This window comes from Schumannella luteola (genome assembly GCF_013408685.1).
In the GTDB taxonomy this organism is placed as follows: domain Bacteria; phylum Actinomycetota; class Actinomycetes; order Actinomycetales; family Microbacteriaceae; genus Schumannella; species Schumannella luteola.
Window position 1 is genome coordinate 3,567,260 of sequence record NZ_JACBZY010000001.1, and the last position, 19,433, is coordinate 3,586,692.

The 19,433-nt window shown below is 70.2% G+C and carries 24 protein-coding genes; 5 read left to right on the forward strand and 19 right to left on the reverse strand.

Annotation, left to right across the window (positions count from 1 at the left end):
• Window positions 1-34: 34 nt before the first annotated feature.
• Window positions 35-979, forward strand: a complete 945-nt coding sequence (gene coaA / locus BJ979_RS16370; RefSeq protein ID WP_179569564.1) for a type I pantothenate kinase — start codon at window positions 35-37, stop codon at window positions 977-979.
• A gap of 34 nt (window positions 980-1,013) precedes the next feature.
• Here the strand turns inward: coaA and glmM are convergent, their stop codons facing one another.
• The 4 genes from glmM to BJ979_RS16390 form a co-directional block, all read right to left on the reverse strand.
• Complete coding sequence (glmM, locus tag BJ979_RS16375) at window positions 1,014-2,378, reverse strand: phosphoglucosamine mutase (RefSeq protein WP_179569566.1); 1,365 nt, start codon at window positions 2,376-2,378, stop codon at window positions 1,014-1,016.
• 23 nt (window positions 2,379-2,401) lie between these two features.
• Window positions 2,402-2,893: a 30S ribosomal protein S9 gene (gene rpsI, locus BJ979_RS16380; RefSeq protein ID WP_179569568.1), complete on the reverse strand. Its 492-nt coding sequence runs from the start codon at window positions 2,891-2,893 to the stop codon at window positions 2,402-2,404.
• Between the two features lie 26 nt (window positions 2,894-2,919).
• Complete coding sequence (gene rplM / locus BJ979_RS16385) at window positions 2,920-3,366, reverse strand: 50S ribosomal protein L13 (protein WP_141164364.1); 447 nt, start codon at window positions 3,364-3,366, stop codon at window positions 2,920-2,922.
• 158 nt (window positions 3,367-3,524) lie between these two features.
• Window positions 3,525-4,460: a tRNA pseudouridine synthase A gene (locus BJ979_RS16390; protein WP_218853922.1), complete on the reverse strand. Its 936-nt coding sequence runs from the start codon at window positions 4,458-4,460 to the stop codon at window positions 3,525-3,527.
• A gap of 48 nt (window positions 4,461-4,508) precedes the next feature.
• Between BJ979_RS16390 and BJ979_RS16395 the strand changes: the two genes are divergently transcribed.
• The 4 genes from BJ979_RS16395 (at window position 4,509) to BJ979_RS16410 (ending at window position 9,808) form a co-directional block, all read left to right on the forward strand.
• Entirely contained in the window at window positions 4,509-6,401 is a 1,893-nt protein-coding gene (locus BJ979_RS16395; protein WP_179569570.1) for an acyltransferase family protein, read from the forward strand.
• Window positions 6,402-6,608: 207 nt separating this feature from the next.
• Window positions 6,609-6,953: a DUF485 domain-containing protein gene (locus BJ979_RS16400; protein WP_179569572.1), complete on the forward strand. Its 345-nt coding sequence runs from the start codon at window positions 6,609-6,611 to the stop codon at window positions 6,951-6,953.
• Window positions 6,950-8,560 (forward strand): solute symporter family protein, encoded by a 1,611-nt coding sequence (locus BJ979_RS16405; protein WP_179569574.1) that lies wholly within the window; start codon window positions 6,950-6,952, stop codon window positions 8,558-8,560. Before BJ979_RS16400 ends, BJ979_RS16405 begins: the two co-directional genes overlap by 4 nt.
• Before the next feature lie 189 nt (window positions 8,561-8,749).
• The gene (locus BJ979_RS16410) at window positions 8,750-9,808 is read left to right on the forward strand and encodes an ATP-dependent DNA ligase (protein WP_179570492.1); all 1,059 of its coding nucleotides are present in this window, start codon (window positions 8,750-8,752) and stop codon (window positions 9,806-9,808) included.
• Between the two features lie 60 nt (window positions 9,809-9,868).
• Here BJ979_RS16410 and ligD read toward each other — a convergent pair whose 3' ends face one another.
• From ligD to rpsH, 15 genes are all read right to left on the reverse strand, one after another.
• Window positions 9,869-10,891, reverse strand: coding sequence for a non-homologous end-joining DNA ligase (ligD, locus tag BJ979_RS16415; protein ID WP_179569576.1), 1,023 nt, complete (start codon window positions 10,889-10,891; stop codon window positions 9,869-9,871).
• A gap of 171 nt (window positions 10,892-11,062) precedes the next feature.
• Window positions 11,063-11,635 (reverse strand): 50S ribosomal protein L17, encoded by a 573-nt coding sequence (rplQ, locus tag BJ979_RS16420; protein WP_179569578.1) that lies wholly within the window; start codon window positions 11,633-11,635, stop codon window positions 11,063-11,065.
• A 41-nt stretch (window positions 11,636-11,676) separates the two neighbouring features.
• On the reverse strand, window positions 11,677-12,672 hold the full coding sequence (locus BJ979_RS16425) for a DNA-directed RNA polymerase subunit alpha (RefSeq protein WP_179569580.1): 996 nt from the start codon (window positions 12,670-12,672) through the stop codon (window positions 11,677-11,679).
• Between the two features lie 186 nt (window positions 12,673-12,858).
• Complete coding sequence (gene rpsK, locus BJ979_RS16430; RefSeq protein ID WP_141164371.1) at window positions 12,859-13,257, reverse strand: 30S ribosomal protein S11; 399 nt, start codon at window positions 13,255-13,257, stop codon at window positions 12,859-12,861.
• A complete protein-coding gene (gene rpsM / locus BJ979_RS16435) occupies window positions 13,257-13,637 on the reverse strand; it encodes a 30S ribosomal protein S13 (RefSeq protein WP_141164372.1) in 381 nt (126 codons plus the stop codon). The genes rpsK and rpsM overlap by 1 nt, the downstream gene beginning before the upstream one ends.
• Before the next feature lie 164 nt (window positions 13,638-13,801).
• Window positions 13,802-13,918, reverse strand: coding sequence for a 50S ribosomal protein L36 (rpmJ, locus tag BJ979_RS16440; RefSeq protein WP_055821300.1), 117 nt, complete (start codon window positions 13,916-13,918; stop codon window positions 13,802-13,804).
• Between the two features lie 66 nt (window positions 13,919-13,984).
• Window positions 13,985-14,206: a translation initiation factor IF-1 gene (gene infA, locus BJ979_RS16445; protein ID WP_100365313.1), complete on the reverse strand. Its 222-nt coding sequence runs from the start codon at window positions 14,204-14,206 to the stop codon at window positions 13,985-13,987.
• Window positions 14,207-14,432: 226 nt separating this feature from the next.
• The gene (locus tag BJ979_RS16450) at window positions 14,433-15,023 is read right to left on the reverse strand and encodes an adenylate kinase (protein WP_179569582.1); all 591 of its coding nucleotides are present in this window, start codon (window positions 15,021-15,023) and stop codon (window positions 14,433-14,435) included.
• Window positions 15,020-16,354 carry a preprotein translocase subunit SecY gene (secY, locus tag BJ979_RS16455; protein WP_179569584.1) on the reverse strand — a complete coding sequence of 445 codons (1,335 nt, stop codon included), beginning with the start codon at window positions 16,352-16,354 and terminating at the stop codon, window positions 15,020-15,022. Before secY ends, BJ979_RS16450 begins: the two co-directional genes overlap by 4 nt.
• A gap of 89 nt (window positions 16,355-16,443) precedes the next feature.
• Window positions 16,444-17,142 carry a 50S ribosomal protein L15 gene (gene rplO / locus BJ979_RS16460; RefSeq protein ID WP_179569586.1) on the reverse strand — a complete coding sequence of 233 codons (699 nt, stop codon included), beginning with the start codon at window positions 17,140-17,142 and terminating at the stop codon, window positions 16,444-16,446.
• Window positions 17,142-17,327 (reverse strand): 50S ribosomal protein L30, encoded by a 186-nt coding sequence (rpmD, locus tag BJ979_RS16465; protein WP_141145312.1) that lies wholly within the window; start codon window positions 17,325-17,327, stop codon window positions 17,142-17,144. The genes rplO and rpmD overlap by 1 nt, the downstream gene beginning before the upstream one ends.
• On the reverse strand, window positions 17,327-18,052 hold the full coding sequence (gene rpsE / locus BJ979_RS16470; protein ID WP_179570494.1) for a 30S ribosomal protein S5: 726 nt from the start codon (window positions 18,050-18,052) through the stop codon (window positions 17,327-17,329). The genes rpmD and rpsE overlap by 1 nt, the downstream gene beginning before the upstream one ends.
• A gap of 41 nt (window positions 18,053-18,093) precedes the next feature.
• Window positions 18,094-18,453, reverse strand: coding sequence for a 50S ribosomal protein L18 (gene rplR, locus BJ979_RS16475; RefSeq protein WP_141164377.1), 360 nt, complete (start codon window positions 18,451-18,453; stop codon window positions 18,094-18,096).
• Window positions 18,454-18,455: 2 nt separating this feature from the next.
• The gene (rplF, locus tag BJ979_RS16480; protein WP_179569588.1) at window positions 18,456-18,992 is read right to left on the reverse strand and encodes a 50S ribosomal protein L6; all 537 of its coding nucleotides are present in this window, start codon (window positions 18,990-18,992) and stop codon (window positions 18,456-18,458) included.
• A 6-nt stretch (window positions 18,993-18,998) separates the two neighbouring features.
• On the reverse strand, window positions 18,999-19,397 hold the full coding sequence (gene rpsH, locus BJ979_RS16485; RefSeq protein WP_141164379.1) for a 30S ribosomal protein S8: 399 nt from the start codon (window positions 19,395-19,397) through the stop codon (window positions 18,999-19,001).
• Window positions 19,398-19,433: the final 36 nt, after the last annotated feature.

The window sequence follows — 19,433 nt, forward strand, 5'->3', positions numbered from 1 at the left end:
GGTGGAGCCGCCTGTGCCCCTACGCTGAGGCACGATGTCTGACAGCGGTGCGGGCGGGACGACGCCCTTCGTCGAGATCCCTCGTGCCGAGTGGGCGGATCTCGCCTCCGAGGTCCCCCAGCCTCTGACCGAAGCCGAGGTCGCCGCGATCCGCGGACTCGGCGACGCGCTCGACCTCACCGAGGTCGCCGAGGTCTACGTGCCGCTGAGCCGGCTGCTCAGCCTCTACGCCGCCGGCGCGAAGTCACTGCACGCGGCCACTCGCGGGTTCCTGCGCGCCGACGACGAGGCGCCGACGCCCTTCGTGATCGGCGTCGCCGGCTCGGTCGCCGTCGGCAAGTCGACCATCGCGCGCCTGCTGCGCGAACTGCTCGGCCGCTGGGATGACACCCCGCGCGTCGAGCTCGTCACGACCGACGGCTTCCTGCATCCCAATGCCGAGCTCGAGCGGCGCGGCCTCATGACCCGCAAGGGGTTCCCCGAGAGTTACGACCGGAGGGCCCTGCTGCGCTTCGTCAGCCAGGTGAAGAGCGGGGCCGCCGAGGTCGCGGCGCCCGTCTACTCGCACCTGACCTACGACATCCTGCCCGGGGTCGAGAACGTCACCCACCGGCCCGACGTGCTCATCGTCGAGGGGCTCAACGTGCTGCAGCCGCCGACCGCCGGCGGACGCCTCGCGGTCAGCGACCTGTTCGACTTCACGATCTACGTGGATGCGCGCACCGCCGACATCGAGGAGTGGTACGTGCAGCGCTTCCTGCGTCTGCAGCGCGGGGCGTTCGCCGATCCCTCGTCGTACTTCCACCGCTACGCGTCGCTGAGCGAAGACGAGGCGGTCGCGCGCGCCCGTTCGATCTGGCAGGAGATCAACGAGCCGAACCTCGTGCAGAACGTGCTGCCGACCCGCGCCCGCGCCTCGCTCGTGCTGCGCAAGCAGTCCGACCACAAGGTCTCGTCCGTCCTGCTGCGCAAGATCTGACGCACCGCCGGGAGCGGCGGGACGGAACCGGAGCTCAGAGGGCGAGGGCGGCGCGGACCACGTCGGCGAGGTGCTCGGCCGTCGAACGAGCGACCGACTCGGTCGATGCCTCGACCATGACGCGCACGAGCGGCTCGGTGCCGCTGGGGCGCAGCAGCACGCGCCCGGTGTCGCCGAGGGCCTCCGTCGCTGCGGCGACCTCGGCCGCGACGGTCGCGTCGGAGGCGAGTCGCTCGCGGTCCACGCCGGAGACGTTGATGAGCACCTGCGGGTACACCGTCATGACCGAAGCGAGGTCGGCGAGGGTGCGGCCGGTGCGCGCGATCTCGGCCGCGAGGTGCAGTCCGGTGAGCACGCCGTCGCCGGTGGTGGCGTGGTCGGTGAAGATGATGTGCCCGCTCTGCTCGCCGCCGAGGTTCGCACCGTGCTCGGCGAGCCCCTCGAGCACGTAGCGGTCGCCGACCGCGGTCTCGATGAGGCGGATGCCGTGCTCGGCCATCGCGACGCGCAGCCCGAGGTTCGACATGACCGTCGCGACGAGCGTGTCGTCGACGAGCAGCCCGCGCTCCTGGCGCGACACCGCGAGGATGGCCATGATCTGGTCGCCGTCGATGACGTTGCCGTCGGCGTCGACGGCGAGGCAGCGGTCCGCATCCCCGTCGTGGGCCACGCCGAGGTCGGCGCCGACCTCGAGCACCTTCGCCTGCAGCTTCTCGAGGTGCGTCGATCCGACGCCGTCATTGATGTTGATGCCGTCGGGCTCGGCGCCGATCAGCGTGACCGTGGCGCCGGCGAGGGAGAAGGCCTCGGGCGAGACGCCGGCGGCAGCGCCGTGCGCGGCGTCGATGACGACGTGGATGCCGTCGAGCCGGTTCTTGAGCGTGCCCACGAGGTGCACGATGTAGCGGTCCTCGGCATCGGCGAAGCGGCGGATGCGGCCGACGCCCGCGCCGGTCGGCAGGAGGTGCTGCTTGTCGAGGGCCGCCTCGATGCGGTCTTCGACGACGTCGGGGAGCTTGGCTCCGCCGAAGGAGAAGAACTTGATGCCGTTGTCGGGCATGGGATTGTGCGATGCCGACACCATCACGCCGAAGTCGGCGTCGATGTCGCCGACCAGGAAGGCAGCGGCGGGGGTCGGGATCACGCCGGCGTCGAGCACGTCGATGCCGGAGCTGGCGAGGCCGGCCGCGACGGCGGCGGCGATGAACTCGCCCGAGACGCGGGGGTCACGCGCGAGGACGGCACGGGGACGACGACCGCGTGTGCGGTTCTCGTCGGCGTGCCGCCCCTGCGTGAGCACGACCGCGGCGGCCTGAGCCAGGCCGAGGGCGAGGTCCGCGGTGATGATCTCGCCATTGGCGAGTCCGCGGACCCCGTCCGTTCCGAAGAGTCGAGGCATGGATGCCGGCCCGGAGGCGCGGATCAGCGCTTCGAGAACTGCGAGGCCTTGCGGGCCTTCTTGAGACCGGCCTTCTTGCGCTCGATGACGCGCGCGTCGCGGGTCAGGAAGCCGGCCTTCTTCAGGGTGGCGCGGTTGTTCTCGCGGTCGATCTCGTTGAGAGCGCGCGCGATCGCGAGGCGCAGAGCGCCGGCCTGGCCCGAGGGGCCGCCGCCGGTGATCTTCGCGGTCACGTCGTAGCCGCCGATCAGGTCGAGCACCTTGAAGGGGTCGTTGATCAGCTGCTGGTGCAGCTTGTTCGGGAAGTACTCCTCGAGCGTGCGGCCGTTGACCGCATAGCTGCCGGAGCCCGGCACCAGGCGGACCTGGGCGATGGCCTCCTTGCGACGGCCGACGGCCGCGCCCGAGACAGTGAGGGGAGCCCGCGGGGTGCTGGTCTCGACGGCGCCGGCAGGCGTCTCGGTCGAGTAGTTCTGCAGCGCCTCGCCGGTGATGGTGTCTTCGATCTTCGCCATGATTCGGTGATCCTCGGTTTCGGCGCTTACTGGGCGACCTGGGTCAGGGTGTAGGGCTTGGGCTGCTGAGCGGCGTGCGGGTGCTCGGCACCGGCGTAGACCTTCAGCTTCTTGATCTGGGCGCGGCCCAGCGAGGTCTTCGGCAGCATGCCGCGGATGGCCTTCTCGACCGCACGCGTCGGGTGCTTCTCGAGCAGCTCCGAGTAGGCGGTGGCGGTGAGGCCGCCCGGGTAGCCCGAGTGGCGGTAGGCGAGCTTCTTCTGAAGCTTGGCGCCGGTCAGCGCGACCTTCTCCGCGTTGATGATGATGACGAAGTCACCGCCATCCACGTGGGGGGCGAAGGTCGGCTTGTGCTTGCCGCGCAGCAGGGCGGCGGCGTGGCTGGCCAGGCGGCCGAGCACGACGTCGGCGGCGTCGATGATGACCCAGTCACGCTGGATGTCAGCGGGCTTGGGGCTGAAAGTGCGCGTCACGATAGGACTGCTTTCTCTCGAGGTGGTCGTGAATCCCGCTCCGGTGTGCGTTCCGCGCCGATGGCGCTGAACCCGACGGTGGAGGGCTCGGTATCGCCGCACGCAGACGAGCTGCGAGCAGACAACCTGGCAAGACTACGCGACGAGCGAGGATGCGGTCAAACCGGGCGGGTCGCGGCATCCACCTCGTGCGCCCCGCGGCGGTTGCGGGTCTGCGCGGCCCGCTCGGCGAGCTCGGCGTCGGCCGGGTAGCCGACCTCCATCAGGGTGAGTCCCTTCGCGGGGGCGACGATGAACTCGGAGCCGCGCCGGGCCTCGTCGCGGATGCCCGCCATCCGCTCGGGCGCGAGCCTGCCGGCGCCGACGGCGATCGACGCGCCCACGAGCGCGCGCACCATGCTGTGGCAGAAGGCGTCGGCCTGCAGCCGGGCCACGAGCACGCCGTCGGCGTCGCGGTGCCAGCTGAACGACTGGAGGGTGCGGATCGTCGTCGACCCCTCGCGCGGCTTGCAGTAGGCGGCCCAGTCGTGCAGTCCGGTCAGGGCTGCCGCCGCGGCGTCCATCGCGAGCTCGTCGAGCTCGGCCGGGTGCCACAGCGTCGCCCCCCGGCGGCGCGGGTCGCGCAGCGCGCGCGGGTCGGCGACCCGGTACTCGTAGCGGCGCCAGATCGCCGAGAAGCGGGCGTCGAAGCCGGCCGGCGCCATCGTGACCGACGACACCCAGACATCCGAGTCGAGCCCGGCGATGCCGTTGAGCCGGCGGGCGAGCGCCGCCGGACCCTGCGGCGCCTTCGATCGGTCGCCGCCGCGGTGCGGGGCGTCGAGCGTCGCGAGCTGCGCGTCGTCGAGGTCGACGTGCGCGACCTGGCCGAGGGCGTGCACGCCGGCGTCGGTGCGCCCCGCGACGGTCAGCAGCGGGGGCGCCGCGCTGCGCCGGAACACGGTGGCGAGCGCGGCTTCGAGCTCGCCCTGCACCGTGCGGAGCCCGGGCTGGCGACCCCAGCCCGAGAAGCCGGCGCCGTCGTAGGAGACGTCGAGCCGAAGCCGGTGGAGCGTCGCCGGATCGGACGACACGGGGGTCGTCGGCGCATCCAGCGCGGACTCGGCTTCGCTCACTCATCGAGTCTAAAGTGGGTGCCGCCCATGACTCCGACGCCATCCGCACGCCCGGCCGACGGGGTGGATGCGCCTTCGGCCGAAGCCGCCTCCGGCCTGCGCGGCCGGCTGGCCGGACTCGACGGCCTGCGCGCGATCGCCGTCGCCGTCGTGGTGGTCTTCCACCTCGCCCCGACCCCGGTGCTGCCCGGCGGCTTCCTCGGGGTCGACGTCTTCTTCGTGATCAGCGGCTTCCTCATCACGACCCTGCTGCTGCGCGAGCACGCCCGCACGGGCCGCATCCGCCTCGGTGCGTTCTGGCTGCGCCGCGCGCGACGCCTGCTGCCCGCGCTCGCCCTGCTGCTGCTCGTCTGCGGCGCGGCGGCCGCCTTCGTCGGCGGCGACACGCTGCTGCACCTGGGGTCGCAGCTGCTCGGAGCGGCGACCTTCTCGAGCAACTGGATCTTCATCGCCCAGGGCTCGAGCTACTTCGACGCCTCGACCCCGGAGCTGTTCCGCAACCTCTGGTCGCTCGCGGTCGAGGAGCAGTTCTATCTCGTATGGCCCCTCGCGGTGCTGCTGCTCGTGCTGATGCCGCGCCGGGTGCGGATGTGGATCGCGCTCGTGCTCGCCGCGGCGAGCGCCGCCGCGATGTGGCTGATCGCCGATCCGATCGACGGCACCCGCGCCTACTACGGCACCGACACGCACAGCTTCGGCCTCGCGCTCGGCGCCTTCCTCGCCTTCGCCGCTCAGGGCTGGGCGAGCGAGCGAGCGCTCTGGTCGCGCGGACGGCGGGCGACGCTCGGCATCCTCGGTCTGCTCGCGATCGGCGGACTGATCGCCCTCGCGGTCCTGCTGCCCGAGCACGATCCGTTCGTCTTCCGGGGCGGGCTGCTGCTCGCGGCCGCGCTGACCGTGGTGGCGATCGCGGCGGCCGTCGCGCCCGGCTCGCTGCTCGGGCGCGCTCTCGATCTGGCGCCGCTGCGCTGGGTCGGCGCGCGCAGCTACGGCATCTACCTGTGGCACTGGCCCGTCTACCTGCTGCTGGATGCGGCCGCCCCGGCCTGGCCGCGCGACGGCTGGAGCGGCTGGGCGCTCTCGGCGGCGGCCCTGGCGATCGCCCTCACCGCGGCGGGCGTCTCGTACAGCGCGCTCGAGCAGCCCATCCGCACCGACGGCTTCCGCCGCACGACGCGCCTCGCGCTCGGCTGGTGGCGCTGGGGCGCGAGCTCCGCCACCGCGGCGACGGTCGTGGCCGTGGTGGCGCTCGGCGCGGTCGCGGCGACCGGATGGGCGGTGACGCGCGATCCCGGCGTCGGCAGCACCCAGAGCCAGGTCGAGGCCGGGCAGGCCGCGATCTCGGCGAAGCCGTCGCCGTCGGCATCCCCGTCGGCGTCCGCCGCTCCCCCGCAAGGCGATCGCATCAGCGTGATCGGCGACTCGGTCACGCTGGCCGCGGCGACCGAGCTGCAGACCGGGCTGCCCGGCGTCGACATCGATGCGGCGGTATCGCGGCAGATGTCGACGGCCCCGCAGCTCGTGCAGTCGCTCAAGGATCAGGGGCGCCTGCGCCCGATCGTCGTCGTCGCGCTCGGCACGAACGGCGCTCTCAGCCGCGCCTCGCTCGACGAGGTGCGCTCGATCATCGGCCCGCAGCGCGAGCTCGTGCTCGTCACGGCGCAGGCGCCGCGCTCGTGGATCGACCCGAACAACGCCATCCTCACCGCCTACGCGCAGCAGTACCGCAACGTGGAGCTGTCGAACTGGCACGACGCCGTGCAGCCTCACCTCGATCAGCTGAACCGCGACCAGGTGCACTTCGGCGGCGCAGGGGCGCGGCTGTTCACACGGACCCTCGAAGAGGCACTGCAGCGCCTGGCGCAGCTACCGCCGTTGCGGGGCGATCGCGACTACGAGTCGGCGCCGCGGCCGGTCTGATCAGCGGTGCCGCGCCGGCATCCACTCGCCGCCGTTCGACGGTCCCGCTCGCCGCGCTGCTCGTCGGCACCGCTCGTCGGCACCAATCGTCGGCACCGCTCGATCGTGATGACGCCCCTGCTCGACACCCGCAGCACAGTCCACCTAGGATGACCCCCATTCGGGGGACGCGCAACGAGGCGCGCCCCCGGTGACGAGGAGGTCACCGTGTCCGATCCCGCGACCGACCGCTCCGCCGCCCGCGGACCCGACTACGAGGCGGTCGCCGCCTCCGAGCCCTTCCAGCGCCTGCGTCGACGGCACCGAGGATTCGTCTTCCCGCTCGCCGTGCTGTTCCTCGTCTGGTACTTCGTCTACGTGCTGCTGGCCGCCTACGCGCACGACTTCATGGCCACGCCGGTGATCGGCAACGTCAACCTGGGCCTGCTGCTCGGACTCGGCCAGTTCGTGACCACCTTCGTCATCACGATGGCCTACGTGCGCTTCGCGAACCGGCGGATGGATCCCGAGGCGACCGCGATCCGCCACGAGCTCGAGGAGGCGGAGAAGTGACCGCCGAGAACAACCCCGTGCTCAACATCGCGATCTTCCTGGCGTTCGTGCTGGTGACGCTCGTGATCGTGTTCCGGGCGAGCCGCAACAACCGCTCCGCGGCCGACTACTACGCTGCCGGCCGCTCGTTCACGGGACCGCAGAACGGCATCGCGATCTCGGGCGACTACCTCTCGGCGGCGTCGTTCCTCGGCATCTGCGGGGCGATCGCGGTCAACGGCTACGACGGCTTCCTCTACTCGATCGGCTTCCTCGTCGCGTGGCTCGTCGCGCTGCTGCTCGTGGCCGAGCTCATGCGCAACACGGGCAAGTTCACGATGGCCGACGTGCTGTCGTTCCGCCTCAAGCAGGGGCCGGTGCGCACCGCCGCCGCGGTCACCACGCTCGTGGTCTGCTTCTTCTACCTGCTGGCGCAGATGGCCGGCGCGGGCGGGCTCGTCGCTCTGCTGCTGGGCCTCAACGGCCCGGTCGCGATCGGCATCGTCATCGCCGTCGTGGGCGTGCTGATGATCCTCTACGTGCTCATCGGCGGGATGAAGGGCACGACCTGGGTGCAGATCGTCAAGGCCTGTCTGCTCGTCGGCGGCGCCGCGATCATGACGATCTGGGTGCTCGCGGTCAACGGCTTCGACTTCTCGGCGCTGCTGCAGAAGGCCGTCGACACCTTCGGCGCCTCGCAGAAGGCGGCGGATGCGGGGCTCGACGGCGCCGCCCTGCTCGCGCCCGGCCTGCAGTACGGCGCGAACCCGCTCGACTTCGTGTCGCTCGCGCTCGCCCTCGTGCTCGGCACCGCCGGACTCCCCCACGTGCTCATGCGCTTCTACACGGTGCCCACCGCGAAGGAGGCCCGCCGCAGCGTCGTCTGGGCGATCTGGATCATCGGCGCCTTCTACCTGTTCACGCTCGTGCTCGGCTACGGCGCGGCGGCGCTGGTCGGGCCGGATGCGATCCTGGCGGCGCCGGGCGGGGTCAACTCGGCGGCGCCACTGCTGGCGCTCCAGCTCGGCGGGCCCGTCCTGCTCGGCATCATCTCGGCTGTCGCCTTCGCGACGATCCTCGCGGTCGTCGCCGGGCTCACGATCACGGCGGCGACCTCGCTGGCGCACGACATCTATGCGAGCGTCATCAAGAAGGGCAAGCCGGAGCCGGGCCGCGAGGTCAAGGTAGCTCGCTGGACCGTGGTCGGCATCGGCATCCTCGCCATCATCGGCGGCATCGCCGCGCAGGGGCAGAACGTGGCGTTCCTCGTCGCCCTCGCCTTCGCGGTGGCCGCCAGCGCGAACCTGCCGACGATCCTGTTCTCGCTGTTCTGGAAGCGCTTCACGACCCGCGGCGCCGTCTGGAGCATGGTCGGCGGGCTCGCCTCGGCGCTCATCCTGATCGTTTTCTCGCCCGCCGTCTCGGGCGGACCGACGCCGATGATCCCCGGGGTCGACTTCCACTGGTTCCCGCTGTCGAACCCGGGCATCGTGTCGATCCCGATCGGGTTCCTGCTCGGTATCGTCGGCACGCTGAGCGGGCCGTCGAAGGAGGACGAGCGGGTGGCGGCCGAGATGGAGGTGCGGTCCATGACCGGGCACGGCGCCGAGAAGGCGACCGACCACTGAGCTCCGCACCGAGACCGCGGCGGGCGCGCATCCTCCGGAGGGGTGGATGCGCGCCCGCCGCCCTGGCACGATGACGCCATGAGCGCCGACGCCGCACCTCCGCCGACGTCCCATGCCGCGGGCGGGGCGGCCGCAGGCGCCACGCCCTCCGCTCTCGATCTGCTCGGCGGCGACCTCGCCGGCGGGCCGATGCTCGCGAAAGCCGTGACCGCGGTACCCGACGCCGACGCGATCGAGGGCGGCTATGCCTACGAGCCGAAGTGGGACGGCTTCCGCGCCGTCGTCGCGGTCGGCATCGACGGTGTCGAGATCGGCAGCCGCGGGTCGAAGCCGCTGACGCGCTACTTCCCTGAGCTGGTGGATGCGGTCGGCGCCCAGCTGCCGATCGGCACGGTCGTCGACGGCGAGATCGTGCTGCGCTCGGCGCGGGTCGATGACGCGGCCGCCGGCGCCAGCCCGGCCGCCGGCGAGCGCCTCGACTGGGAGGCGCTGTCGCAGCGCATCCATCCGGCCGCGAGCCGCGTCGCGAAGCTCGCCGCCGAGACCCCGGCGTCGCTCGTGATCTTCGACCTGCTGCGCTCTCCCGACGACGCCGAGCTGCACGCCCGCCCCTTCGCCGAACGGCGAGCCGCGCTGGAGAGACTCCTCGGGTCGGCGCCGGTGGCGGCGCCGCTGCATCTCTCGGTGCTCGGCCGCGATGCCGCGCAGGCGCGACGCTGGCTCGACGAGTTCGAGGGTGCCGGGCTCGACGGCGTCGTCGCGAAGCCGCTCGCCGCGCCGTACGCGCCGGGCAAGCGGGTGCTGCTGAAGATCAAGCACGCCCGCACCGCCGACGTCGTGCTCACCGGCTACCGGATGCATGCCTCGGGCGAGGGCGTCGGCTCGCTGCTGCTCGCCCTCTACGGCGGCGACGGCGAGCTGCACCGCGTCGGCGGCGCCTCGGCGTTCACCGCGGTCCGGCGTCGCGAGCTGGTCGACGAGCTCGCGCCGCTCGTCGAGCGGGATGCCGACAGCGAGCCCGTGCGCGGCGAGGACGAGAAGAGCCGATTCACGGGCAAGCGCGACACGAGCTTCGTGAGACTGCGTCCGGAGCGCGTACTCGAGGTGCGCTACGACCAGATGGAGGGATCCCGGTTCCGGCACACCGCGCAGTTCGAGCGCTGGCGGCCCGACCGTGATCCGACCTCGTGCACCTTCGCCCAGCTCGAGGTGCCGGCCGACTACGACCTCGGGGCGCTGCTCGACTGACGCGTTCGAGGCCGAGACCATGCCCGAGCCCGCGGAGAGGGCGGAAGCGCACCCGCCCGCTCAGTCCTCCTTGCGCGCGCGACTCGGCGCGACGCGCGGCGGCTCGCCGGGCATCTTCGGGTAGTCGGGCGGGTACACCAGGTCACCGAGCCCGTCGGCGAGATCGCGCTCCCACCACGCGAGCAGCGTCGCCATCGAGCCCGGCTCGTCGTGCAGTCCTGCCCACGGGTCGCCCACGTCGGCGAGACGCTGCTGCACGGTGCGGATGGTGAACGCACCCGGGTCGATCGTGTCGAGCTCGTCCCAGGTCACCGGGGTCGACACCGTCGCGCCCGGCAGCGCGCGCGGGCTGTAGGCGCCGGCCGTCGTGCGGTCACGCGCCGCCTGGTTGTAGTCGAGGAAGATGCGCTCGCCGCGCTCCTCCTTCCACCACGACGTGGTGACCGCGTCGGGGCGGCGCCGCTCGAGCTCGCGGGCGGCGGCGATCACACCGTGCCGCACCTCGATGAAGTCGTGCTCGGGTCGGATCGCGGCGGCCAGGTGCAGCCCGCGACTGCCGGAGGTCTTCACCATGGCGGTCAGACCCGCCTCGGCCAGCACGTCGCGCATCCCGTGCGCCACCGCGACGGTGTCGGCGAAGTCGGTGCCCGGCTGCGGGTCGAGGTCGATGCGCAGCTCGTCGGGATGGTCGGTGTCGCTCGCCGTCGACGGCCAGGGGTGGAAGACGACCGTGTTCATCTGCGCCATCCAGACCAGCGCGGCGGCCTCGTCGGCGACGAGCTGCGGATGCGTGCGTCCGCTCGGGTAGGTCACCTCGACGGTGTGGATCCAGTCGGGCGCGCCCTTCGGCGGGTTCTTCGAGAAGAACCACTCCCCCGTCACGTCGCCGCCGAACCGCTGCAGCGAGATGGGCCGATCACCGTTCTGCGCCAGGAACGCGGGCGCGACCGCGACGAGGTACTCGGCGAGCTCGAGCTTCGTGACACCCGCTTCGGGCCACACCACCCGGCTCGGGCTCGAGACGCGCATCTCGCGCACGCCGTGCGGACCGGGAACCTCGAGCGTCGTCGCCTCACTGGCCATGCCGCTCACGGTAACCGGCACAGCGGCTGCGCGGAACCCGCCGAGCTGCACCCACGATGCAGCAGCGGTCGTCGACGACGCCGGTGGCATCGACTCCGCCGGGAACGACGAAGGCCCCGCCGGCGAACCGACGGGGCCTTCGTGCTGCTGCGCGAGGAACGCGCGGCGGGATTACTTCTTGTCGTCCTCGGCGGGGGCCTCAGCGGCCTCCTCAGCCTCGACGGCCTCGACCTCAGCGACCTCGGCGTCAGCCTCGGCGACGTCGGCGTCCTCGACGACCTCGGTCTCCTCGACCGTGGGCTCCTCGGCCTTGGTCTCCTCGACCGGGGCGACCTTGGTCTCGGCGCGGGCGGCCGACTTCTTCGACGAGGCGGGCTTCTTCGAGACCGGCTCGAGCACGAGCTCGATCACGGCCATGGGGGCGTTGTCGCCCTTGCGGAAGCCGGTCTTGATGATGCGGGTGTAGCCGCCCTCGCGGTCGGCCACCTGCGGCGCGATCTCCGTGAAGAGCTTGTGCACGACGCCCTTGTCGCCGATCGTTCCGAGAACGCGGCGGCGGGCGTGCAGGTCTCCGCGCTTGGCGAAGGTGATGAGGCGCTCGGCGATCGGACGCAGGCGCTTGGCCTTCGTCTCGGTCGTCTGGATGCGCTCGTGCGTGAACAGCGCAGCGGCGAGGTTCGCGAGCAGCAGGCGCTCGTGAGCCGGTCCGCCTCCGAGGCGGGGTCCCTTGGTGGGCTTAGGCATTGTCTATTTCTCCAGTGTTGCGAAGTCGATCAGCGTCTGAGTCAGACGTTGGTGTTGTCGTCGTCGTAGCCGCCGTAGAAGTGGGCGCCGTCGAAACCGGGAACGCTGTCCTTGAGCGACAGACCGAGCTCGACGAGCTTGTCCTTGACCTCGTCGACCGACTTCTGACCGAAGTTGCGGATGTTCATGAGCTGCGTCTCCGAGAGGGCGACGAGCTCGCTGACCGTGTTGATGCCCTCGCGCTTGAGGCAGTTGTAGCTGCGCACCGAGAGGTCGAGGTCCTCGATGGGCATCGACAGCTCGGAGCTGAGGACGGCGTCGACCGGGGCGGGCCCGATCTCGATGCCCTCGGCCTGCGTGTTCAGCTCGCGGGCGAGACCGAACAGCTCGACCAGGGTGCGGCCGGCCGAGGCGATCGCGTCACGCGGGGTGATCGCGGGCTTCGACTCGACGTCGACCACGAGGCGGTCGAAGTCGGTGCGCTCGCCGGCACGGGTGGCCTCGACGCGGTAGGTGACCTTGAGCACGGGCGAGTAGATCGAGTCGACCGGGATCTGGCCGGCCTCGCTGAACTCGCTACGGTTCTGGGTCGCCGAGACGTAGCCGCGGCCGCGCTCGATGGTGAGCTCGAGCTCGAACTTCGCCTTGTCGTTGAGCGTCGCGATGACGAGCTCGGGGTTGTGGATCTCCACACCCGCCGGCGCCGAGATGTCGGCGGCGGTGACCTGGCCCGCACCCTGCTTGCGCAGGTAGGCGGTGATCGGCTCGTCGTGCTCGCTCGAGACGACGAGGCCCTTGATGTTGAGGACGATCTCGACGACGTCCTCCTTCACACCGGGGACCGTGTCGAACTCGTGCTGGATGCCGTCGATGCGGATGCTGGTGACCGCGGCGCCCGGGATCGACGAGAGCAGCGTGCGACGCAGGGAGTTGCCGAGGGTGTAGCCGAAGCCGGGCTCGAGAGGCTCGATCACGAACCGCGAGCGGAACTCGGAGATCGTCTCCTCGGAGAGGGTGGGGCGCTGTGCAATGAGCACGTGGTGTCCTTTCGGCGAGAGCGTCCGCCATATGACGCTCACGGAGGTTCAGCGGATGGCTAGGCCGCCGTTTGTTGAGTTGTTGAAAGTCACGAGACCGCAGACGCGCTGCGGGAGCCGGGGCCGGCCGACGCGCGGTCGGCCCCGACGGCGCTCCTCAGCCGCACACGGCGAGGAGCGCCCACATCACACGCGGCGGCGCTTCGGGGGGCGGCATCCGTTGTGCGCCTGCGGCGTCACGTCGTTGATGCTGCCCACCTCGAGGCCGGCGGCCTGGAGCGAGCGGATCGCCGTCTCGCGACCCGAGCCCGGGCCCTTCACGAAGACGTCGACCTTCTTCATGCCGTGCTCCTGCGCCTGGCGGGCGGCCGACTCGGCGGCCATCTGCGCGGCGTAAGGGGTCGACTTGCGCGAGCCCTTGAAGCCGACGTTGCCCGACGAGGCCCAGCTGACGACGGCGCCCGACGGGTCGGTGATCGACACGATGGTGTTGTTGAACGTCGACTTGATGTGGGCCTGGCCCACGGCGATGTTCTTCTTCTCCTTGCGGCGCGGCTTGCGCGCGGCGGACTTGGGAGCGGCCATTACTTCTTGCCTGCCTTCTTCTTGCCGGCGACGGTGCGCTTCGGGCCCTTGCGCGTGCGGGCGTTGGTCTTGGTGCGCTGACCGCGGACCGGCAGGCCGCGGCGGTGACGGAGACCCTCGTACGAGCCGATCTCGACCTTGCGGCGGATGTCGGCCTGCACCTCGCGGCGCAGGTCACCCTCCACCTTGAACGTGCCCTCGATGTAGTCGCGGAGGGCGACGAGCTGGTCGTCGGTCAGGTCCTTGACGCGGATGTCACCGGAGATCCCGGTCTCCTTGAGGGTCTCGAGCGCGCGAGTGCGTCCGACCCCGTAGATGTAAGTGAGTGCGACCTCCACGCGCTTATCGCGCGGGATGTCGACGCCGGCGAGACGTGCCATGTCGGCTTCTCCTGGTTGTCGTGGAGGTGTGGTGCGCCGCCGGTGCCTGGGCCTCCAACCCAAGGTGTCCTCCCCCTCGCGTGGCGAGGCGGATTCTGGTGGCGCGATCTGGTGTGTTCAGTTGCGGGTCGTGCAAGTGACGCCGGCCGCAAGCGGCCGGGGCGTCAGCCCTGGCGCTGCTTGTGGCGCGGGTTCGACTTGCAGATCACCATGACGCGGCCGTTGCGACGGATCACCTTGCAGTGGTCGCAGATCGGCTTGACGCTCGGGTTGACCTTCATGTTCTTCTTCTCTCGCTGTCTTCGTGCACGTCCGGATGCGGACGGCCGTTACCTGACCAGCGGGCCTTACTTGTAGCGGTAGACGATCCGGCCGCGGGTCAGGTCGTAGGGGCTCAGCTCCACGATCACGCGGTCCTCGGGGAGGATGCGGATGTAGTGCTGGCGCATCTTGCCCGAGATGTGGGCGAGAACCTTGTGTCCGTTGCTGAGCTCAACGCGGAACATCGCGTTGGGCAGCGCTTCGAGCACGGATCCTTCGATCTCGATGACTCCGTCTTTCTTGGCCATACCCTCTTCGTTACGTCGTTCGACCGCAGGTCATGCGGGTGGGATTGTCGGTGCGGCGGCATGCGAAGACGCAGGCACAAAGCACCAAGGGGAGAGCCTACGCCATGACACGGCTTTTCGCCAAGCCGGTGCTACACTCCCGCCGCTCGCAACGCCGGGAGACGCTGAACGGCCCCGACTCCCCCGCTGCTGCGGGAGGGTCGAGGCCGTTCGAGGAACGTTCTGCTCAGGCGCTGACGCGGTCGATGCCGCGCGACGCGAGCGCCGTGAAGACGCGCTGCGTCACCTCGTCGACCGTGCCGAGTCCGTCGACCTCGACCAGCAGACCGCGGTCGCGGTAGGCCGCGATCAGCGGCTCGGTCTCGCGGGCGTAGACGTCCTGACGATGCGCGATCGCCTCTTCCGAATCGTCGAGTCGGCCCTGCTCGACCGCGCGCTTGCGCAGCCGGGTGACGATCTCGTCGCGATCGGCGACCAGGCGCACGACCGCATCCAGCTCGTGACCGTGCGACGAGAGCAGCTCATCGAGGTAGGCGACCTGCTGCGTCGTCCGGGGGTAGCCGTCGAGCAGGAAGCCCTGCCCGGCGTCGGCCTCCGAGAGACGGTCCGTCACCAGCTCGTTGGTGAGCTCGTCGGGCACGTAGTCGCCGGCATCGACGATCGCCTTCACCCGGAGGCCGAGCTCGGTCTCGTTCTTGATGTTGGCGCGGAAGATGTCACCGGTCGAGATGGTGGGGATCCCATAGGCGGTGACGATGCGCTCCGCCTGGGTTCCCTTGCCGACCCCGGGAGGGCCGACGATCAGGAGACGGGTCATCGCAGGAGCCCCTCGTAGTGACGCTGCTGCAGCTGCGAGTCGATCTGCTTCACCGTCTCGAGGCCAACGCCGACCATGATCAGGATGCTCGTGCCGCCGAAGGGGAAGTTCTGGTTCGCGTTGATGGCGACCAGGGCGATCAGCGGGATGAGCGCGATGAGACCGAGGTAGAGCGAGCCCGGCAGGGTGACGCGGGTGAGCACGTAGTCGAGGTACTCGGCGGTCGGACGACCGGCGCGGATGCCGGGGATGAAGCCGCCGTACTTCTTCATGTTGTCGGCGACCTCTTCGGGGTTGAAGGTGATCGCGACGTAGAAGTAGGTGAACCCGACGATGAGCAGGAAGTACAGCGCCATGTACAGCGGGTGGTCACCGCGCGTCAGGTAGTCGGTGATCCACTGCACCCACGGCTGCGCGGCCTTGCCGGCCGGCGGCGCGTTGAACTGCGCGATGAGCGCAGGCAGGTACAGCAGCGACGAGGCGAAGATGACGGGCACGACGCCGGCCATGTTGACCTTGATGGGGATGTAGGTGTTGTTGCCGCCGTAGGTTCGGCGCCCCACCATCCGCTTCGCGTATTGCACGGGGATCCGTCGTTGCGACTGCTCGACGAAGATGACCGCCGCGACGATGAGGATGCCGATCAGGATGACCAGGATCAGCGTCTCGATGCCGCGCTCCTGGAAGATCGAGATGAGCGCGCTCGGGAACTGGGCGGCGATCGAGGTGAAGATCAGCAGCGACATGCCGTTGCCGATGCCGCGCTCGGTGATGAGCTCGCCCATCCACATGATCAGGCCGGTGCCGGCGGTCATGGTGATGACCATGAGCAGGATGCCGTACCAGGTCGATCCGTCGGCCGTGATGATCGACGAGCACTCGGCGCTCGTGTTGCCCGAGCCCGAGAACAGGGCACCGGAGCGGGCCACCGTGATCAGCGTCGTCGACTGCAGGATGCCGAGCGCGATCGTGAGGTAGCGCGTGTACTGCGTCAGCTTGGCCTGGCCCGCCTGGCCCTCCTTGTAGAGGGTGTCGAAGCGGGGGATGACCACGCGCAGCAGCTGCACGATGATCGACGCGGTGATGTACGGCATGATGCCGAGCGCGAAGATCGAGAGCTTCAGCAGCGCTCCGCCGCTGAAGAGGTTGACGAGGGTGTAGAGACCCGATGCGCCGGCCTGACCGTTCACACACGCGGTCACGTTGTCGAAGTCGACGAACGGGGCCGGGATGAACGAGCCGATGCGGAACAGCGCGACGATGCCGATCGTGAATGCGATCTTGCGTCGCAGGTCAGGCGTCCGGAAGATCCGCGCGACGGCACTGAACACTGGGGAGATCCTTCCGGAATGGTGGGGTGCCGGAGACCCGGCTGAGGCGGTCCGACAGCTGGTGGGCTGTCGGACCGCCTCGGCGTCGACTACTTGATCGAGCCGCCGGCGGCGACGATCTTCTGCTCCGCAGAGCTCGAGACCTTGTCGACCGCGACGTTCAGCTTAACCGCAATCTCGCCGTCGCCCAGAACCTTGACCTTCTCGTTCTTGCGAACCGCGCCCTTGGCGACGAGGTCGCCGATGGTGACGTCGCCACCCTTCGGGTACAGCTCGGCGAGCTTGTCGAGGTTGACGACCTGGTACTCCACCCGGAACGGGTTCTTGAAGCCGCGGAGCTTCGGAGCGCGCATGACCGAGTTCAGGTTGCCGCCCTCGAGGCCCGGACGCACCTGGTAGCGTGCCTTGGTTCCCTTGGTACCGCGACCGGCGGTCTTGCCCTTCGAGCCCTCACCGCGTCCGACGCGGGTGCGGTCCTTCTTCGACCCGGCGGCGGGACGGAGGTGGTGCGCCTTGAGCACCTGAGGACGCGGGGCGACCTCCTCCTTCTTCGCCGCGGGGGCCTTCTTGGCAGCCGGCTTCGCAGCCGTGGTCGACTTCTCCGCGGCAGCGGGGGCGTCGGCCTTGGCGGCAGCCGGCTTCTTGGCGGCGGGCGCCTTCTTCTCGGCAGCCGGCTTGTCGGCGGCGGCCTTGGCGGCCGGAGCCTTCTTCTCGGCGGCGGGCTTGGCCGCAGCCTTCTTGACGGGGGCCTTCTCGGCCTCGTCCTTCGTGGCCTTCTCGTCAGCCATCAGTCAATCTCCTCGACCTTCACCAGGTGAGCGACAGTGCGCACGTAGCCGCGGTTGGCCTGCGTGTCCTCGCGCACGACGGTGTCGCCGATGCGCTTGAGACCGAGGCTGCGCAGCGTGTCGCGCTGGTTCTGCTTCTCACTGATCACGGACTTGATCTGGGTCACCTTGAGACGCGCGGCCATCAGGCACCTGCCTTAGCGGTAGCTGCAGCACGAGCGTCGGCCTCGGCGCGCACCAGGCGCTCCGGAGCGACAGCCTCGAACTCCAGGCCACGACGGGCGGCGACGGCGCGCGGCTCTTCGAGCTGCTTGAGCGCCTCCACCGTCGCGTGGACGATGTTGATCGTGTTCGACGAGCCGAGCGACTTCGACAGCACGTCGTGGATGCCGGCGCACTCGAGCACGGCGCGCACCGGGCCACCGGCGATGACACCGGTACCGGCGGCAGCCGGACGCAGGAGCACGACGCCGGCGGCGGCCTCACCCTGGACGGGGTGCGGGATCGTCGCGGCGACGCGGGGGACGCGGAAGAAGTTCTTCTTCGCCTCCTCGACGCCCTTGCTGATCGCCAGCGGGACCTCGCGGGCCTTGCCGTAGCCGACGCCCACCAGGCCGTTGCCGTCGCCGACGACGACGAGCGCGGTGAAGCTGAAGCGACGACCGCCCTTGACGACCTTCGACACGCGGTTGATGGTCACGACACGCTCGAGGAACTGGCTGTCGCTGTCGCGACCTCCCCGCGAGTTGCGGTCGTTGCGGTCATTGCGGCCACCACGGCCGCCGCCGCCGCGACGTCCGCCGCGGTCGTCGGCAGGAGCCTGGGTGCCGGCAGCGGTCTCGACCGGAGCCTCGTTGACCGTGGCGACGTTCGTCTGCTCGGCCTGGCTCGCCTTGACGGGCTCGGCCACCTCGGCAGCCTCGGCGGTCTCGTTCTGGTTCGTTGCGTCGGTCACAGGTTCAACCCGCCCTCTCGAGCTCCCTCGGCGATCGCGGCGACACGACCGGCGTACTTGTTACCACCGCGGTCGAAGACCACGGTGTCGATGCCGGCCTGCTTGGCGCGCTCGGCGACGAGCTCGCCGACCTTGCGGGCCTTGGCGGTCTTGTCGCCCTCGAAGGCGCGGAGGTCGGCCTCGAGGGTCGAGGCGCTGGCGACGGTCTTGCCGACCGTGTCGTCGACGACCTGCACGAAGACGTGACGCGCCGAGCGGGTCACGACGAGGCGCGGACGCTCGGCCGAGCCGACGATGCGCTTGCGCAGACGCGCGTGGCGGCGGTTGCGCTGGGCGCTCTTGGAAGTGATAGCCATGATTACTTACCGCTCTTTCCGGCCTTGCGGCGAACGACCTCGCCCGCGTAGCGAACGCCCTTGCCCTTGTAGGGCTCCGGCTTGCGCAGCTTGCGGATGTTCGCGGCGACCTCGCCCACGGCCTGCTTGTCGATGCCGCGGACGGTCAGCTTGTTGTTGCCCTCGACCTCGAAGGAGATGCCCGCGGGCGGGTCCACCGTGATGGAGTGCGAGTAGCCGAGGGCGAACTCGACCGAGCTGCCCTTGGCGGTGACGCGGTAACCAGTGCCGACGACCTCGAGGCCCTTGGAGTAGCCCTCGGTCACGCCGACGATCTGGTTGGCGATGAGGGTGCGGGTCAGGCCGTGCAGCGAGCGCGAGGCGCGCTCGTCGTCGGGGCGCGAGACCAGCACCTGGTTGTCCTCGAGCTTGACCTCGATGGGACTCGCCACGACGAGCGACAGCTCGCCCTTGGGGCCCTTCACCGCGACGGCATGGCCGTCGATCGAGATCGTCACACCCGAGGGGATGTCGATGGGGAGTCGTCCGATTCGCGACATGTCAGATCACCACACGTAGGCGAGGACTTCCCCACCCACGCCCTTCGAAGTCGCCTCGCGGTCGGTCAGCAGACCGGAGGAGGTGGACAGGATCGCCACGCCGAGGCCGCCCAGCACGTGGGGGATCTCGGTCGAGCGAGCGTAGACGCGGAGGCCGGGCTTCGAGACGCGCTTGATGCCGGCGATCGACCGCTCGCGGTTCGGCCCGTACTTCAGGTCGATGGTGAGGGTCTCGCCCACGCGAGCCGCCTCGACCTTCCAGTCGGCGATGTATCCCTCGCGCTTGAGGATGTCGGCGATGCGCGCCTTGAGCTTCGACGACGGCAGCGAGACGCTGTCGTGGAAAGCCGAGTTCGCGTTGCGCAGCCGGGTCAGCATGTCAGCGACCGGATCGGTCATCGTCATGGTTTATCTGCTTTCTGTAGTCGGTTTCGGCGAGCG